Source organism: Nonomuraea sp. NPDC050404, assembly GCF_040655495.1.
Lineage (GTDB): Bacteria > Actinomycetota > Actinomycetes > Streptosporangiales > Streptosporangiaceae > Nonomuraea.
Map to the genome: position 1 here is coordinate 49140 of NZ_JBFAKB010000025.1, position 17222 is coordinate 66361.

General features: G+C 69.8%; 13 protein-coding genes. 7 read left to right on the forward strand and 6 right to left on the reverse strand.

Translation table 11 applies throughout. The features are described from left to right. The first annotated feature begins 52 nt into the window (after positions 1–52). A complete protein-coding gene (locus AB0I81_RS47420) occupies positions 53–853 on the forward strand; it encodes an alpha/beta hydrolase (protein WP_360672615.1) in 801 nt (266 codons plus the stop codon). Positions 854–864: 11 nt separating this feature from the next. On the opposite strand, the gene AB0I81_RS47425 is transcribed toward AB0I81_RS47420, so the two are convergent. From AB0I81_RS47425 to AB0I81_RS47435, 3 genes are all read right to left on the reverse strand, one after another. Next, entirely contained in the window at positions 865–1686 is an 822-nt protein-coding gene (locus AB0I81_RS47425) for a carbohydrate ABC transporter permease (RefSeq protein ID WP_360672618.1), read from the reverse strand. Between the two features lie 64 nt (positions 1687–1750). Beyond that, positions 1751–2668, reverse strand: coding sequence for a sugar ABC transporter permease (locus tag AB0I81_RS47430; RefSeq protein WP_360672621.1), 918 nt, complete (start codon positions 2666–2668; stop codon positions 1751–1753). Further along, positions 2665–4026 carry an extracellular solute-binding protein gene (locus tag AB0I81_RS47435; RefSeq protein ID WP_360672624.1) on the reverse strand — a complete coding sequence of 454 codons (1362 nt, stop codon included), beginning with the start codon at positions 4024–4026 and terminating at the stop codon, positions 2665–2667. The genes AB0I81_RS47430 and AB0I81_RS47435 overlap by 4 nt, the downstream gene beginning before the upstream one ends. 86 nt (positions 4027–4112) lie before the next feature. Between AB0I81_RS47435 and AB0I81_RS47440 the strand changes: the two genes are divergently transcribed. Continuing rightward, positions 4113–5282 carry an ROK family transcriptional regulator gene (locus AB0I81_RS47440; protein ID WP_360672626.1) on the forward strand — a complete coding sequence of 390 codons (1170 nt, stop codon included), beginning with the start codon at positions 4113–4115 and terminating at the stop codon, positions 5280–5282. A gap of 43 nt (positions 5283–5325) precedes the next feature. Here the strand turns inward: AB0I81_RS47440 and AB0I81_RS47445 are convergent, their stop codons facing one another. Next, complete coding sequence (locus tag AB0I81_RS47445) at positions 5326–8316, reverse strand: glycoside hydrolase family 38 C-terminal domain-containing protein (protein WP_360672629.1); 2991 nt, start codon at positions 8314–8316, stop codon at positions 5326–5328. Between the two features lie 158 nt (positions 8317–8474). On the opposite strand from AB0I81_RS47445, the gene AB0I81_RS47450 reads away from it, so the two are divergent. From AB0I81_RS47450 to AB0I81_RS47465, 4 genes are all read left to right on the forward strand, one after another. Further along, on the forward strand, positions 8475–9080 hold the full coding sequence (locus AB0I81_RS47450) for a VOC family protein (protein ID WP_360672631.1): 606 nt from the start codon (positions 8475–8477) through the stop codon (positions 9078–9080). Continuing rightward, on the forward strand, positions 9077–10501 hold the full coding sequence (locus AB0I81_RS47455) for an AMP-binding protein (RefSeq protein ID WP_360672634.1): 1425 nt from the start codon (positions 9077–9079) through the stop codon (positions 10499–10501). The genes AB0I81_RS47450 and AB0I81_RS47455 overlap by 4 nt, the downstream gene beginning before the upstream one ends. 93 nt (positions 10502–10594) lie before the next feature. Then, complete coding sequence (locus AB0I81_RS47460) at positions 10595–11068, forward strand: lamin tail domain-containing protein (protein WP_360672637.1); 474 nt, start codon at positions 10595–10597, stop codon at positions 11066–11068. Between the two features lie 890 nt (positions 11069–11958). Next, entirely contained in the window at positions 11959–12318 is a 360-nt protein-coding gene (locus AB0I81_RS47465) for a hypothetical protein (protein WP_360672639.1), read from the forward strand. Between the two features lie 191 nt (positions 12319–12509). Here AB0I81_RS47465 and AB0I81_RS47470 read toward each other — a convergent pair whose 3' ends face one another. Continuing rightward, positions 12510–13325, reverse strand: a complete 816-nt coding sequence (locus AB0I81_RS47470; RefSeq protein ID WP_360672642.1) for a maleylpyruvate isomerase family mycothiol-dependent enzyme — start codon at positions 13323–13325, stop codon at positions 12510–12512. Positions 13326–13501: 176 nt separating this feature from the next. Further along, complete coding sequence (locus AB0I81_RS47475; RefSeq protein ID WP_360672645.1) at positions 13502–15118, reverse strand: endo-1,4-beta-xylanase; 1617 nt, start codon at positions 15116–15118, stop codon at positions 13502–13504. Positions 15119–15423: 305 nt separating this feature from the next. Here AB0I81_RS47475 and AB0I81_RS47480 point away from each other — a divergent pair, with 305 nt between their 5' ends. Beyond that, complete coding sequence (locus tag AB0I81_RS47480) at positions 15424–17085, forward strand: AMP-binding protein (RefSeq protein WP_360672648.1); 1662 nt, start codon at positions 15424–15426, stop codon at positions 17083–17085. The last annotated feature ends 137 nt before the right edge of the window (positions 17086–17222 follow it).

A 17222-nucleotide genomic window follows, 5' to 3' on the forward strand; every position in this document is an offset into this window, starting at 1 on the left:
CTTGTCGCGTATCCGCCAGCCGGCACACGCGACCGTCTAAGGTGGGGAAACCATGGACTCTGGAATGCTCGACGTCCCCGGCGCCAGGCTCTACCACGAGCGGCGCGGCGCCGGACCGGTGCTCCTGGTGATCCTCGGCGGCGCGTCCGACGCCGCGATGGCCGGCCCGCTGGCCGATGTCCTGTCCGACCGTTACACCGTCATCACCTACGACCGGCGCGGCCTGTCCCGCAGCCCGCTGCCGGAGCCCGCTGCCGAGCAGCGGATCGAGACGCACGCCGACGACGCGCTGCGCCTGCTGGAGGCGGAGCCCGCCTACGTGTTCGCCTCCCATTCCGGCGCGATGATCGGCCTCGACCTGCTGGCCCGCCATCCGGAGAGGGTGCGGCGGCTGGTGGCGCACGAGCCGCCCGCCTTCGAGCTGCTGCCCGACGCCGGGCGCTGGCGGCGGCTGGCGCGGGAGGCGGTGAAGATCTGCGACCGCGAGGGCCCCGGGCCGGCGATGGCCCATGTCGGCGAGCAGACCGGCGTCGCCCCGCCCGGCGAGCCGCAACCGGGCCTGCCGCCGTGGGTCGGCGAGATGCTGGCCAGGATCGGGGGCAACCTGGAGACGAGCCTGCGCTACGAGATGGGGCCGTTCAGCGCCTACGTTCCCGACCAGGCGGCGCTGCGGGAGGCCCCGCTGGTGGTGGCGTACGGGGCCGACAGCGAGGGCCGGCTCATGCACCGCGCCACGCTGGCCACGGCCGACCTGCTCGGCAGGCGGGCGGTGACGCTGCCCGGCGACCACGTCGGCTACCTGCGCGCCCCGGCCGAGTTCGCCGGGGCGCTGCACGAACTTCTCAGCTCTTGAAGGAGCCCTTCTCAGCCCTTGACGGAGCCCGCGAAGTTGAACGAGCCGGCCAGGTACTTGTTGACCGCCACGTAGAGGATCACCGCCGGGGCGGTGTACAGGATGGAGAAGGCGGCCAGCTGCCCGTACGCCACCTGCCCGTACTCCGAGAAGAAGGTGTAGATGGTGACGGCGGCGGGCTGCTTCTCCGGGGCGTCCAGCAACACGAACGGCGCGAAGAAGTTGCCCCACTGCCCCACGAACACGAAGATGGCCACGACCGCGATGCCGGGCGCCATCAGCGGCCCCACGATGGACTGCAACGAGCGCACCCAGCCGGCGCCGTCCACCCAGGCGGCCTCCTCCAGGCTCACCGGCACGCCGTCCATGAAGTTCTTCATCATCCAGATCGAGAACGGCAGCGAACTGGCCGTCAGGAACAGGATCATCGCCGGCACCGAGCCGTACAGGTTGAACCGGAAGAACATCGCGTAGACCGGCACGAGGACGGCCGTCATCGGCAGTCCCGTGGTGAACAGCAGGGTCAGCATGAACGAGCGGCGGTAGCGGAGCTGGTAACGCGAGAGCGGGTAGGCCGCAAGCCCCGCCACCAGCACCGTCAGGATCGCCGTGCCGCCCGAGATGACGATCGAGTTGATCAGCGGGAGGATGATCGTCTCCCAGGTCAGCACGGCCTTGAAGTTGTCCAGGGAGAAGGTCCAGGTGGGCGTGGCGGCCAGCGAGGCCTCCGGCTGGATCGAGGCGATCGCCACCCAGACGAACGGCCCCACGAACGCCAGCGTGATCACCAGCAGGGCCAGGTAGGCGGCGCCTCTCGCGGCGAGCTTCGTCATGAGGCCTCCTTCGTCGGCCTCATGACCGAGGCGCTGTGTTCATCGATGACCTCGACAAGCTCGGTCATGCGTCCTCCACCTTGATGAGCCGCAGGTAGATGAGCGAGAACAGCGCGCCGATGACCAGCATGACCAGCGCGATGGCCGAGCCGTAGCCGATCTCGAAGTAGCGGAAGGCCTGCTCGTACATGTAGAGCGACGTGGTCTGGCTGGCCGTTCCCGGGCCGCCGCCGGTCAGGGCGTAGATGAGGCCGAAGCTGGCCAGCGTCTGCAGGGTGATCAGCATGAGGTTGGCCATGATCGAGCGGCGGATCAGCGGCAGCGTGATGTGGATCAGCCTGCGCAGCGGGCTCGCGCCGTCCACCGAGGCGGCCTCGACCAGGTCGGCGGGCACCTCCGACAGCGCCGCCGAGTAGACCAGCATCGAGAACGCGGTGCCGCGCCAGACGTTGGCCAGGATGACCGCGACCATCGGGGCCGTGTAGAGCCACTCCTGCGAGATGCCGAGCACCGTGTTGAGCGTGCCCTCATCGGCCAGGAAGGAGAACCAGCAGGCCGCCGCCACGACCTCGGGCATCACCCAGGCGGCGATGACCACGCCGTTGACCACGCTGCGCGTCACCCGGGCCCGCCCGCGTTGCAGCAGGGCGATGATCAGGCCGAGGGTGTTCTGGCCGATCACCGCCGAGCCGATCACGAAGACGAACGTCAGCACGAACGAGTTGATGAAGTTCGGGTCGTCGAACATCTTCGTGAAGTTGGCCAGCCCCACGAACTCGGAGTTCACCGAGGCCGACCCGGTCAGCGTCTCGTTGGTGAAGGCGATGTAGACGCTCCACAGGATGGGCCCCACCATGAACAGCGCCAGCAGCACCAGCGAGGGGGCCAGCGGGAGCAGCCAGCGCAGAACCCGCCGCCGCCGTGCCCGGCCGCCGGGCGGCGAGCCGGTCACGGGCGGGGACGGTGCCGTGGCGACCGTCATTTGGCCAGGACCTTGTCGGGGCCTCCGACCGCCGACGGCAACGCCTTGACGTAGGCGGCGGTGGCCTCCTCAGGCGTGCGCTGACCGGTGGTGACCGCCTCCATGGCCTCCTGGATCTGCGCCGACACCTTCGGGTACTCCTCGAAGGCGGGCCGGTAGTGCGTGACCGAGGCCAGGTCGGTGAAGAACTTGATGCTCGGGTTGCCCTCGCTGTACTTGGGGTCGGCCGCGACGTCCGTGCGCGGGGCCAGGTCGCCGGAGTCGATCGCGTACTGCAGCGAGTTCTGCTTGTTGGTGGCCACCTTGAGGAAGTCGAAGGCCTCCTGCTTGAGCTTGGTGTAGGAGCTCATCGCCATCACCCAGCCGCCCGACATGCTCACCTTGCCGGGGTCCTCGCCGTTCTGGGTGGGCATGGCGGTCCAGCCGGCCTTGTCCTGCCACTGCGGCCACGGCTTGGAGCTGGCCGCCTTCCAGGCGCCCGGCGTCCACGCGCCGTCGAGCGAGATGCCCACCTTGCCGGCCGGGAACCATTCGAGGTTGACCTTGTCGGCGAGCTTGGCGTTGTGCGCGTCGGCCTGCTTCGGGCCCAGCTCCTCGCGGTAGATGGTGTTGATGAAGGTCAGGGCGTCGGTGAAGTTCTTGCCGCCGGACACCCACTTCTTCTGCGTCTCGTCGTACAGGGTGCCGCCGGGGGTGCCGTACAGGAGCATCTCGAAGCCCTGCATGGTCGACGCCTCGCCGTGGATCTTCGCGGAGTACATGCTGAACGGGACCGCGTCCGGCACCTTCTGCTTGATCGTACGGGCGGCGGTCAGGACGTCGTTCCAGGTCTTCGGCTCCCACGGGACGGGCAGCCCGGCCTTGGCGAAGACGTCCTTCTGGTACCACAGGCCACGGGTGTCGGTGCTGATCGGCACGCCGTAGATCTTGCCGTCGCCGCCCTTGGCGGCCTGCTTGACCGAGTCGGGGAACTGGCTGCTCCAGTCGGGCCACTTGGTCAGGTACTCGTCGAGCGGGGCCAGCTTGCCGGCCGCGACGTCCGCGTTGACCTGGAACGTGTCGTGGTAGTAGAGGTCCGGCGCCGAGTCCGGGGAGCGGTTGAGCAGCGCCAGCTTCGTGTAGTACGCCTCGTTCTCGCCCTGCACCGGAGTCAGTTTGATCTTGACGTCCGGGTGGGCGGTCTCGTACTCCTTCTTCGCGTTGGTGAGCATCTTCTCCAGATGCGGCCACGTCGGCTGGACCTTGTACAGAACTTCCAGCTCCTTGGCACCGGAGGTCTCCTGAGCGGCGCCGCCTCCGCACCCTGCGAGTGGCAGCGCTGTCAAAACCAGGAGGGAACTGGCCAGGGCACGTTTCATGACGGCTCCCCAAGTTTCTTCCGTGTTGCCGAGAACCTAAATCTTTTTGATTTACTAAGTCAACACTTTGTGGTGACATGTCTCACATGCAGCAGGGTACGAACCTGCCCAAGGTCGGCAGTTACAACCGAGCCGTGGTGCTGGAGGCGATCCAGGCGTCCGATGGGATCAGCCGGGTGCAGATCGCCTCCGTGACCGGGCTCACCGCCCAGACCGTGTCCGTGATCGTACGCAGGCTGCTGGAGGAAGGGCTGGTCATCGAGGACGGCTCCGCGCCCTCGAACGGCGGCAAACCGCGCACCATCCTGCGCATCGACGCCCAGGCCGGATACGCGGTGGGCGTGCACTTCGACCCCCAGGAGCTCTCCTGCGTGCTGGCCGACCTGGCGGGCCGGCCGATCGCCCGGCTGCGTCTGAAGGTCCGGCCGCGGGCCAGGCCGGACGCCGTGATCAGGCAGATGGCCAGGGCGGCCCGCCGGATCCTGCGCGAGGCCAGGGTGCCGGACGGCAAGGTGCTGGGCGTGGGCCTGGCCTGCCCGGGGCCGCTGGACGGGGAGGGCGTGATGGTCTCGCCGCCCCGGCTGCCCGACTGGGACCGGGTGCCGATCAAGGCGCTGCTGCGGGAGTACACCCGCTTCCCGGTGACCGTGGACAACGACGCCACGGCGGCGGCGATCGGCGAGCGCTGGGCGGGGATCGCGCGCTCCGCGCCCGGCTTCGCCTACCTCTACCTCGGCACCGGGATCGGCGGCGGGCTCTTCCTGGACAACCAGGTCTACCGGGGTGGCTCGCTGAACGCCGCCGAGTTCGGGCACATCACGGTCGAGCCCGAGGGGCCCGCGTGTTACTGCGGCAACCGGGGGTGTGTGGAGGCCGTGTGCTGCCCGAGCGCGATCGAGGCGGCGCTGCCCGCCTTATCGCATGCCGCCATCTGCGCCGCCGCCGCGGCCGGGGAGCCCGAGGCGCGGCGGGTGATCGAGCGGGTGGCGGCGCGGCTGGCCGACGCCGCCGTGAGCGTGGTGAACATGCTGGACATCGACCTGCTCGTGCTCGGCGGGCCCGCGCTGAGGGAGGTAGGGGAGATCTACCGGGAGGTGATCGCACGGGCCGTGGCTGAGCGGCCGCTGGCCAGGCGGCTGCACACGGTGCGGGTGGAGACCTCGCCGATCGCGGCCGACGCCGCGGCGATCGGCGCGGCGTCGCTGGTCTTTCACGCCACCTACGCCCCCCGCCTGGGCGCGCTGCTGAGCGGTTAGAGTTCGGCCTCGTCGCGTTGCGGAAGGCGGCGTACGGGAATGATCACGCCCGCTTGAGGCGTAGCGTGACCAGTTCAAATGGCCGCAGCGTCACGGGGATGCCGTCCCCGGCGCGCTGCGGCTCACCCGTGGGCCGCTCCAGCAGGTCGGTGGTGACGACCTCGGCCACGGGAAAGCCGGTGCGCAGCGTGGCCCGGGCCCGGCCGCCCCTGGACTCGTAGAACCGTACGACCACATCGCCGCTCTCGTCGTCGGCCAGCTTGACCGCCGTCACCACCACGGCGTCGTCGTCCACCGTGACCAGCGGCTCGACCGGCGCGCCGCCGGGCACGCGCCGCTCGGGCAGGTTGATGGCGTAACCCTCGCGGACCGCGTCGCCGATCTCCGCCCCCGGCACCAGCGCGTGCCGGAACCGGTGCGTGCCCTGGTCGGTCTCGGGGTCGGGGAAGCGCGGGGCGCGCAGCAGCGAGGCGCGCAACGTCGTGGTCGTGCCCTCCTCGTCCACCTCACGGGTGACGTCGTGGCCGTAGGTCGAGTCGTTGACCAGGGCCACGCCCCAGCCTGGCTCCTCCACGTGCACGAACTTGTGGTTGCACGCCTCGAACTTGGCCGCCTCCCAGCTCGTGTTGACGTGGGTGGCGCGGAAGGAGTGGCCGTACTGGCTCTCCGAGGCGTACCGGTCCGCGCGCACGTCCAGCGGGAAGGCCAGCTTGAGGAACTTCTCCGTCTCGTGCCAGTCCACCTCCGTGTCGATCTCCAGCCGTCCGCCGGCGACCGAGAGCCGCTGGGTCACCGTCGAGGAGCCGAACGAGCGCGTGACCACGACCGCGCTCTCCTCCAGCCGTACCTCGTCGGCCTCGGTGAGGTCGGTGACAGTGTTGCGGTAGAACTCGTCCACGTCCCAGGCGTCCCACTTGTTCGGGAAGTCGGGGTGCAGCTGCAGCAGGTTGGCCGCCCGCCCCGGCGCGACCGACTCGCGGTCCCGCAGCAGGTCACGGGCCGAGACGACCAGGCCGCGCCCGTCGATCTCCACCCGCAGCCGCTCGTCCTGGAGCACGTACCCGCCGCCGTCGCGCTCCCGCGCCGGCGTGCCGCCCGCCTCGGCGGCCCGCGCCGCGCCGCCCGCGGGAACGCCGTGGCGCTCGTGCGGGGCCCCGTTGAAGATCAGCTCCCCGCCGCCGTCCCCGGCCAGCGCCCGCTGGGCGGCGTCGATGATCTCGTTCAGCTCCGCCGCCACTCCCTCGTACGTCCTGCGCGCCTCCCGGTGCACCCACGCGATCGACGAGCCGGGCAGGATGTCGTGGAACTGGTGCAGCAGCACCGTCTTCCAGATCCGGTCGAGCGCCCGGTACGGATAGCTCGCCCCCGCGCGCACCGCCGCCGTCGCCGCCCACAGCTCGGCCTCCCGCAGCAGCGACTCGCTGCGCCGGTTGCCCTGCTTGGTCTTGGCCTGGCTGGTCAGCGTGGCGCGGTGCAGCTCCAGGTAGAGCTCGCCCACCCAGACGGGCGGATGGGCGTACTCGGCCTCGGCCTTGGCGAAGAAGTCGGCCGGCGTCTCCCACGTGACGGCGGGCGAGCCCTCCAGGTCGCGCACCCTGGCCGCCTTGGCGACCATCTCCCGCGTGGTGCCGCCGCCCCCGTCGCCCCAGCCGGTCGGGGCCAGGGAGTGCCGCGCCACGCCCTTGTCCTTGAAGTTGCGGGCCGCGTGCGCCAGCTCACCGCCGCGCATCGAGGCGTTGTAGGTGTCGATCGGCGGGAAGTGCGTGAAGATCCGCGTCCCGTCGATGCCCTCCCACAGGAACGTGTGGTGCGGGAAGACGTTGGTCTGGCTCCACGAGATCTTCTGCGTGAGCAGCCGCTTCGACCCGGCCGCCCTGATGATCTGCGGCAGCCCGGCCGCGAACCCGAACGTGTCCGGCAGCCACACCTCCTCGTTGTCCACGCCGAACTCGTCGATGAAGAAGCGCTTGCCGTGCACGAACTGCCGCGCCATGGCCTCCGAGCCGGGCATGTTCGTGTCGGACTCCACCCACATGCCGCCCGCCGGGACGAACCGGCCGGCCGCCACCGCCTTGACCACCTTGGCCCACACCTCGGGCCGGTGCTCCTTGACCCACGCCCACTGCTGGGCCTGCGACATCGCGAACACGAAGTCGGGCTCGTCCTCCAGCAGCGCGGTCATGTTCGAGGTGGTGCGGGCCACCTTGCGCACGGTCTCGCGCAGCGGCCAGAGCCACGCGGAGTCGATGTGCGCGTGCCCGACCGCGCTGATCCGGTGCGCCGACGGGACCGCCGGCGCGGCCAGCACGCCGGCCAGCTCGGCCCGGGCTGCGGCCGCCGTGGCGTTCACGTCCTGCAGGTCCACCGCGTCCAGCGCCCGTTCCAGCGCGCGCAGCAGCTCCCAGCGGCGGCCGCTGTCGACGGGCAGCTCCAGCATCAGCTCGCCGAGCACCTCCAGGTCCATCACCAGGTCCCAGACCGTCTTGTCGAAGACGGCCAGGTCCATGCGGGTCAGGCGGTAGAGCGGGGCGGTGCCCGCGGTCTCCTTGTCGCCCATCCGCGTCGGCCTGAACTCGTTGTGGCCCAGGATGATCGGGTTGGAGGCGGCCTCGATGTGCAGCCGTACCTCCTCGCCGCCCCCGGCGGGCGTGGCGACGCGTACCCACTGGTTGCGCGGGTTCAGGCCCTTCACCGGCGTGCCGTCGGGCCGGTAGACCAGGCCCTCGCACTGGAAGCCCGGCCGGTCCTCCTCGAAGCCGAGGTCCAGGATCGCCTCGACGATCCGGCCGCTCCACTCCCGCGGCACGGTGCCGGTCACGGTGAACCAGCTCGTCCCCCACGGCCTGCCCCACTCCGTGCCCGCCGTGATCGGCTCGGGCGTGGCCGCCAGGCCCTCCGCCACCGGCACCGGCTCGTCCGGCGCGTGCCAGACGGCCACCTCCAGCGGTACGGACACGGGGTAGATCGCGGGGCGGATCCGCTCGTTCAGCACGCGCTTCAGCCGGGCTTCGACCAGGTTACGGTCGTCATGCATCAGGTGGCTCCTCAGCAGGCAGGGTTTCATCCCGTCACGTCACACTAAGCAGAATTGACAGCGCGAGACAACGGCTGGCCGCCCCCGGCCATTCGCGGGTATAACGCGCCACTGGACTCTGCCTTAACGGGATTAGTTGAAAGGCGTACGGTTGACGCATGGCTGCGAACCCAGAAACGGTGCACTGGCGCGGTGTGCACCACCTTGCCCTGGTCACCGCGGACATGGACGCCACCGTGCGCTTCTGGCACGGCGTGCTCGACGCCCGCCTGGTCACCACCCTCGCCGTCCCCGCGTTCAGGCACTACTTCTTCGAGGTGGGTCCGGGCAACACCGTGGCCTTCTTCGAGTTCACCGGCCAGGACCTCGACAGCTTCGCCAAGCCCGCCGGAGTGCCGTACGCCAGGGCCGCCCAGTTCGACCACCTGGCGCTGCACCTGCCGGACGAGGACGCGCTCAACCGGCTGCGCGACCGGCTCAAGGCGCACGGCTGCGAGGTCACCGACGTCATCGACCACGGCTTCCTGCGCTCGATCTACTTCAGCGACCCCAACGGCATCGCGCTGGAGGCGTCCTGGTGGACCATCGACGCGACGGGCCGGCCGGTGGACTACTCCGACGAGCGGCTGTTCGCCGACGCCGACCCCGTGCCCGCCGTACGTGAGCTGCGCGAGGAGGGCGGGCTGCGTCGCACGGTGGCCACCCGCCTGGTGGACGGCATCGTCGAGGACCTGCGGCGCGAAGGGATCACCCTGGAGCCTTGACCACCACCATCCCCCGGTTACTCGCCGCGGCGGCCGAGCGGGCCCCCGGCGACGCGTGGCTGCACGACACCGGCGTCGGCGCGATCACGTTCGCCGGGGCCGCCGCCCTGGTCGGGGGCGAGGCGCGGGACCTGGCGGCCCAGGGCGTACGCCGCGGCGACGTCGTCATGCTCGTGGCCGGGACCACCCCGCGCGACCTCCTGTGCTGGCTGGCCCTGACCACGCTCGGCGCGATCGTGCTGCCGGTGAACCCGCGCGGCACCCGGTCCGAGCTGACCGCGCTCATCGCCCAGGTCCGGCCGAAGACGGTCATCCACCGGCCGGGACCCTGGCCGCGCCCCGGCGAACTGCGGGCCGACCTGGCCGAGCCGGACGACCTGGCCGTGCTCATCCCCACCTCGGGCACGACCGGCCGGTCCAAGCTCGTCATGCAGACCCACCGCGCCTACGCACTGGCCGGCGCCGGCTTCCCGTACTGGCTGGGCCTGACCCGGGCGGACCGCCTGATGACCTCGCTGCCGCTGTTCCACATCAACGCCCCGGCCTACTCCGTCATGGGCTCGCTCTCCTGCGGCGCCGGCCTGGTGCTGCTGCCGCGTTTCTCGGCGAGCACGTTCCTGGACGAGGCCAGGAGGCACGGCGCCACCGAGTTCAACGCGATCGGCGCCATGCTGGAGATCCTCATGCGCCGCCCGCCACGGCCCGACGACGCCGACAACCCGATCCGCCTGTGTTACACGGGCCCGGCGCCGTCCCGGGAGCGGCAGCTGGAGATCGAGCGCCGGTTCGGCTTCGAGATCGTCGTCGGCTATGCCCTGTCGGAGACCCCGTACGGGCTGATCTGGCCGCGCGGCACGCGTCCGTACGAGACGCTCGGCGTGCCGCGGCAGCACCCCACCCTCGGCGTGATCAACCACGCGCGGGTGGCGGAGGACGGGGAGCTGCTGCTGCGCAACCCGGCCGTGACGCCCGGCTACTGGGGCCTGCCGGAGGAGAGCGCCGAGGTGCTGCTTCCGGACGGCTGGCTGCGCACGGGCGACCTGGTGACGGCGAACGCGGACGGCACCTACTCGTTCGTGGCCCGCAAGAAGGAGGTCATCAGGCGGCGGGGGGAGAACCTGTCGCCGCTGGAGGTGGAGGAGACGCTGCAGGCGCATCCCGGGGTGCTGGAGTGCGCGGTGGTGGGGGTGCCGTCGGAGCTGACGGAGGAGGAGGTGAAGGCGTTCGTGGTCGCGGCGCCGGGGCAGGACCTGGACCTGGCGGGGCTGCGGAGGTGGGCGGCCGGACGGCTGGCGGCGTACAAGGTGCCCCGGTTCTGGCAGCGCCTGGACGCCCTGCCCAGGACGCCCACGGCGCGGGTGGCCAAGCACCTGCTGCCGTCCGGGCCACAGCCGGACGAGCTGGATCTGGGCGCGGGCTGATCGGATATCAAACCGATACGGGACCGTTCCATCGCCCCCTGAACCCCGTCAATAGGATCGCTTCGCCCATTCCTCCTACACCAGGAGCGTCTCGTGCGTATCGGATCATTATTGGCGTCCGCAGTGCTCGCCACCGGCCTGGCGGTCCTCTCCCAGCCCGCCAACGCGGCCGCCCCGGCCGTCCAGATCACCAAGATTTACTACAACTCGCCCGGCTCGCCGGACAACGGCGCGAACGGCAGCCTGAACGGCGAGTACGTGCAGCTCAAGAACACCACCGGGAAGGCCGTCAACCTCAAAGGGTGGACGATGCGCGACAAGACGGCCAGGGCTGATCACATCTACACCTTCGGCGCGTTCACCCTCGGCACCGGCAAGACGGTCACTTTGCGGACCGGCGTGGGCAGGGACACCTCCACCACCCGCTACTGGGGCAGAAGCGGCGGCGGCACCTTCGCCTACATCTGGAACCAGGTCTCGGACACCGCCTACCTGCGCAACCCGTCGGGCAAGCTGATCGACTCCTGCTCGTACAACTCCTCGCGGGCCGACTACAAGCTCTGCTGACCCGACGACCTGCCGGCCCGCACACCGGCAGCGCGCGGGTGTTCTCGATGTTCTTACCCGGTACCTTCTTGGCCGCGTCCCGACCGGTCGTGGTGGCGGGGACTCCGGCCGCGGCACGCACGCTCTGGGTGTCGAGCACCACCAGACTCGGGTCAGCTCATCGGCTCGATCAACGCCCACCGCCCTCTGATACGCCCGGCGAATGTCCGGCTGCCGCCCTGGGCCGGGCCCATTCCGGGCGGCGGAGTGCCAGAGTGCCAGCACAGCGTCACCCGTAACAGCGGATACGTTGGTCCATGTGGGAGCCCCGCCCGTGGGGAAGCGGACCGGGGCTCTCGCGTGCTCATCCCGCGTGATTGGGCGTCGGCCGGGGTTGGCCTTCGGGTCTCGACGGGCGTCGGGACCGGCACCGTGGATGGCCTGGTGGGGCCGATCCTCATGAAGACGAACCTTGGAGTGTCGTGGCGGTGGGCCTCTGATTTCCGTCGGCGGCCCCGGCCACCGCGTGCCGCCATGGCGGCGACGCGTTCTACCAGCGTATTTCGACTTATCGGCCGGTCCAGACGGTTGACGCCGATATTGAGCACGGCTTTGCCTGCCGGCCGTAGATCTTGGACGGCTTGCCTGAGGCATAGGGAACTTGCCCGTTTACGACGGACGGCAGCACAGCGCGCCGCGCCGAGGCCAATCCGTCCACCGAACCGAAACGATGAGCCGCCGTTCGACTCTCGAACATAAGACAGGCATGGACACGGATTGCGACGGAGCAGATACTCCTCGTGACAGCACTCTTTTCCCTGGCCTCACATGCCCCCGCACCATCGCATACGCCGGCCCGCCGCGTGTTGCGGAGGCATGATGCCTGTCAGGGAACAGGACAAGGAGAGACCATGCGGTCCAAGAAGTCCCTGCTCCTTTCCGTCTCCGCCCTCGCTGCAGCGGCCTCCGTCGCGGCCACCGTCGTAGCCCTCCAAGCCTCCACACCCGTCGCAGCGGCCACCCGCCAAGCACTACCCCCGGGCTACCAGATCGTCACGCTGCCCAACGCCAACGTCCCCAACTTCCAGCGCCGCACGCTCTACTGCCCCGGCTCCAAGCGGGTTCTCGGCGGCGGCGCCGAAGCCCGGGGCAACGGCGCAATCCTGGTGGGGTCATTCCCGACCGACGACGGCCGCGGCTGGATCGGGCTCGGCCGCCAGATCGGTTACAACGACGTAGGTATCAGCGTCTTCGCCATCTGCGCTGACTGACAGCCCACTGGCCCCGCCCGGACAACGGGCGGGGCCGACAAGGTTGGCGGGAGGCGAGCCGGCCCGGGCCGCCTGTGGGCCGCGGGACAACCGAATCAGGCCAACGCAGCCCATCACTACACACCACTCTTTGCGCAGCTCAACGGCCTCCCGGCACACGCGTCGGCAGGCCGAAGAGCCGCAGTTCAGCGCTAGATCCGGAAGAAGAGGTTCAGGTAGCGGTCGGCGAGCGCCAGGTCGCCGCGCACCGTCCCGGTGTTGCCGCGCCCGAACGTGGCCAGCACCATGCTCCCGGCGTCGAACTCGATGACCGCGGGCATCCCGTCAATGGGCCCCTTCGTGTACGTCATCCCGCCCTGGCCCACCGAGACCCGGAAGTCGCCCCCGTTGACCCCGCCCACCCGGATCCCGAGCTCGAACGGCGTCAGATCCGCTCCCGGCCGGACCGTGGACTGCCACAACACGAACATGAACGGCACCAGCAGGTCGGCCGCCTCCCCCGAGAGCCCGTGCGCGCGCCCGGTGCCCTGGCGGATGTCCCAGGAGTGCACCGCGTAGTCCATGAGCTGGCCGGCCGCGAAGAAGTAGGCCGGCAGCGGCCCCATGTAGAAGTGCGGGACGGTCAGCCCGGCCCATTCCCGCTCGCCGAGTTCGCGCAGGATCGCCTGCATCCGCTCGAAGTCCATCCTGAGCCGGTCGAGCAGTTCCTTCTGCGGGATCCCGCGCAGCGCCACGGCCTGATCGTTGACCCGGGCGCCCATCCCGGGCAGCCCGTACGCCGTGCCCGGCGCCCCTCCCGCCCGGGCCGCGTCGAAGGCGGCGAAGTAGCCCTCCGTCGTGTCGACGATGTGCGCGACCACGTCACGCGCCGCCCAGCCCGTGCAGGCGGTCGGTGCCTGCCATGCCTCTTCCGGTTCGGCCATCGCGAACAAACGCTCGGCCTCATCCCTGACGACTCGCAGGATGGTGTCCTTGCCCGCGTACGAGGTGGCATCCCATTCGTTCATGCCGTTCACCTCCATGGCGGCCCCGCGTTCAGCGGGTCGCCTCAGGTTGCGGAGTTCGCACCTACGGCGAACGACAGTCCCGAACGATTTAAAAGTCAATATTCCCGCCGGAGAGAATCCCCTGGGGCGGCCGGACGCCGGGCGGGCAGGCCGGGCAGACCCCAGGGGATCCCCGATCAGGCGCAGGTGTAGCCGGAAGGCGTCTGCGTGTTGCCGCTCGGGCGGCTGACCTGGAAGCCGAAGCTTGTGCTCGCGTTAGGCGCCAGGTTGCCGTTGTGGCTCACGTTCCTGGCCGTGACGGTCTGCCCGCTGACGGTCACGGCGGCGTTCCACGACCCGGACAACGTGTGGCCGCTCGGCAGGGTGAAGGTGACGGTCCAGCCGCTGATGGCGGAGGTGCCGCCGTTGGTGACGGTGACGGGCTGGACGACATAGCCGTTGTTCCACTGGTTCTGTACGGTGCCCACGGCCGTGCACCCGCCGCCGCCTCCGGGGCCGGACTGCGTGGTGAACGTGGCCAGGGCAGAGTTCGCCGACAGGTTCCCCGCGCCGTCGCGGGCGCGCACGTACACCTGGTATTGGGTGTTCGGCGTGAGCCCGGTCAGGCTGATCGAGTTGGTCGTGCTCTGCCCGAGCTGCGTGTCCGTCGTGCCCTGCTCACGGTAGACGTTGTAGCCGGCCAGCCCGCTGCCGCCGCTGTCGGTCGAGGCGGTCCACGTCAGCGCGGCGGAGTTGGAGGTGACGCCGCTCGACGACGGGGTGCCCGGCGTGGTCGGCGGGGTGTTGTCGGTGCTGGTGCCGCCCGCCAGCGCGTCGTGCACGGCGGTGTAGGAGGGTTTCTGCTGGTAGTTCTCGTTGTAGATGAGCGCGGCGCCCTGGCCGGAGAAGGTGTCGGGCACCCAGGAGTACTTGTCGGTGAAGCCCCAGATCGTCACCCCCGCGCAGGCGGTGACCGCGTTGCAGGCGTTGATCACGTTGCGGTAGTAGGTGGCCTGGGTGGTGTCCTTGGTGGCGTCCCTGGGCATCTGCATGCGGACGTCCAGTTCGGTGATCCGGACCTGGACGCCGAGGTTGGCGAAGCGCTGCAGGTTCTGCTGGATGTCGTTCGGGAAGCCGTACTGGATGGCGAGGTGCCCCTGGAAGCCCACGCAGTCCACCGGCACGCCCTGCTGGCGCAGCGAGGAGACCAGGTTGTACATCGCGGTGCTCTTGGCGTTGATGCCCTCGACGTTGTAGTCGTTGATGCAGAGCCGGGCGTTGGGGTCGGCGGCCCTGGCGGCGCGGAAGGCGTCGGCGACGTAGCTCTGGCCCAGCGTGTTGTACCAGAACGAGGTGCGCCAGCCGCCGTTGTCGTCGAAGATCTCGTTCACCACGTCCCAGGACACCACGGTGGCGTTGCTGGCGTAGCGGCCGACGACCTGGCTGATGTGGTTCTGCATCGCCGTACGCATCTGGGTGGCGCCCAGTCCCTGCACCCAGCCGGGCGTCTGGCTGTGCCACACCAGCGTGTGGCCGTGGACCTGCTGGTTGTTCTGGGTGGCGAAGTTGACGATGGCGTCGGCGCCGGAGAAGTTGAACTGGCCCTGGCTGGGCTCGGTGGCATCCCACTTCATCGCGTTCTCGGCGGTCACCTGGTTGAACTCGGTGGCCGCGATGTTGCGGTAGGAGGTCTCATTGGACAGCGGGCCGGTGGCGAGCGCCGCGCCGATGAACTTGCCCCTGGCGGCGGCGTGCGTGCGCAGGGGCCCGGACGCTTCCGCCGGGAGAGCGGGCAGGAGGAAGGCAGCGAACATCCCCACTAACGTGAGGAGTCGAAGGAGCGAGGACGAATGCACGGACATCTACCTCCGGAGGCAGGCACTCGATTCCGAAAGTTTCGGCCCGGATCGGACCGCATCGCAGACGCTATTGACATGCGGGTGAACGGTCAACTACCTACTGCGAGCGGCGCTAAAGCAGCAGATGGGAAGCAGAAACTATCGGTAGATCAATGAAACTTTCACGGCTTGGCGGGGTCTGATCTGTCATCTAGCGCTACGTACCTACCGGTCGGTACTGTGATTTACCGGAATAATCGTCCACTGCGGGAGTTCTGCGTATGTCTCTTTCGCACGCCCAGGCCCAGGACCAGCTCACCGGACCCGGCCAGCTTTTCGAGATCGAGGAGATCGGCGACACCGGCGTACGAACGTGGAAACATGCTCCGGCCCACTTCCGCGCGCTGCTGGAGATGAGCAGGTTCCACGGTGAGAAGGTCTTCCTCGTCTACGAGGACGAGCACATCACCTTCGAGGAGCACTTCCGCCGTGCCGCCACCCTTGCCAACCGGCTGGTCGAGGAGTACGGCGTGGGCAAGGGCGACCGGGTGGCGGTGGCCATGCGCAACTACCCGGAATGGGTGGTCGCGTTCTCGGCCGCGCTGGCGGCGGGGGCCATCGCCGTACCGCTGAACGCCTGGTGGACGGAGGCGGAGCTGTCCTACGGCGTGCGCGACTCCGGGGCCAAGGTGCTGATCGCCGACGCGGAACGCGCGGTCAGGCTGGCCGGGACGGGGGTGCCGCTGATCGTGGCCAGGGGCGAGGTGCCGGCGGGGGCGCGCGCGTACGACGAGGTCATGGGCGAGGTGGCGGCGGACGTCAAGCTGCCCGACGTCGAGTTGCACTCCGACGACCCGGCCACGATCTTCTACACCTCGGGCACCACCGGCAGCCCCAAGGGCGCGCTGGGCAGCCACCGCAACCTCGGCCAGTCTCCCATGACGGTCGCCTACGGCCTCATGCGCGCGCTCGCCATGGCGGGCAAGGACCCCTCGACGGCGGCCGGGACCCGCAGGATCACGCTGCTGACCGTGCCGCTCTTCCACGTCACCGGCTGTTTCTCGGCGATGACCACCACGATGTTCAGCGGCGGCGGCCTGGTGCTGATGTACAAGTGGGATCCCGAGCAGGCCCTGCGCCTCATCGAGCGCGAGCGGGTCACCGCCATGATCGGCGTGCCGACCAACGCCTGGCAGCTCATGTCCCACCCCGACTTCGGCAAGTACGACCTGTCCTCGCTGAACAACCTCGGCTACGGCGGCGCCCCCGCCCCGCCCAAACTCCTGGCGCGCATCACCGAGAACCTGCCCAACCGCGCCCCCTCCAACGGCTACGGCATGACCGAGACCACCGCCCTGGCCATCGGCAACGGCGGCGCCGACTACCAGGCCAGACCCGACAGCATCGGCCGGCCCTCCGCGGTGGTGGACGTGCGCGTGGTGGACCCGGCCGGCACCGAACTGCCGCCGGGCGAGGTCGGCGAGCTGTGCGTACGCGGCCCGAACGTCATCCTGGGCTACTGGAACAAGCCCGAGGCCACGGCACAGACGTTCGTCGGCGGCTGGCTGCACACCGGCGACCTGGCCAAGATCGACTCCGAGGGCTTCGTGTACATCGTGGACCGGGCCAAGGACATGGTGATCAGGGGCGGCGAGAACGTGTACTGCGCCGAGGTGGAGGCGGCGCTGTTCGAACATCCGGCCGTGGACGACACGGCTGTCATCGGGGTGCCGCACGATGAGCTGGGTGAGGAGGTCGGGGCGGTCGTCCGGCTGGCTCCCGGCAGGTCGGTCACGGCCGGCGAACTGCAGACGTTCCTGGCCGAGCGAATCGCCAAGTTCAAGATCCCGGTGCACGTGTGGTTCCGCGACGGCGAACTCCCCCGCAACCCCGGCGGCAAAATCCTCAAAACCCACCTACGCCGCGAAATCCTCGGCACCTAACCCCCAACCAACCCACCACCCACCACCTCACGACCAACGCCCGCCCTCCCGGACACGGGCCAGGCAACAGCACCCGCACGGACGAGACACGGGGACCGGCAGCCGCACGGGCACGGCACGGGGACCGGCCGTCGCAC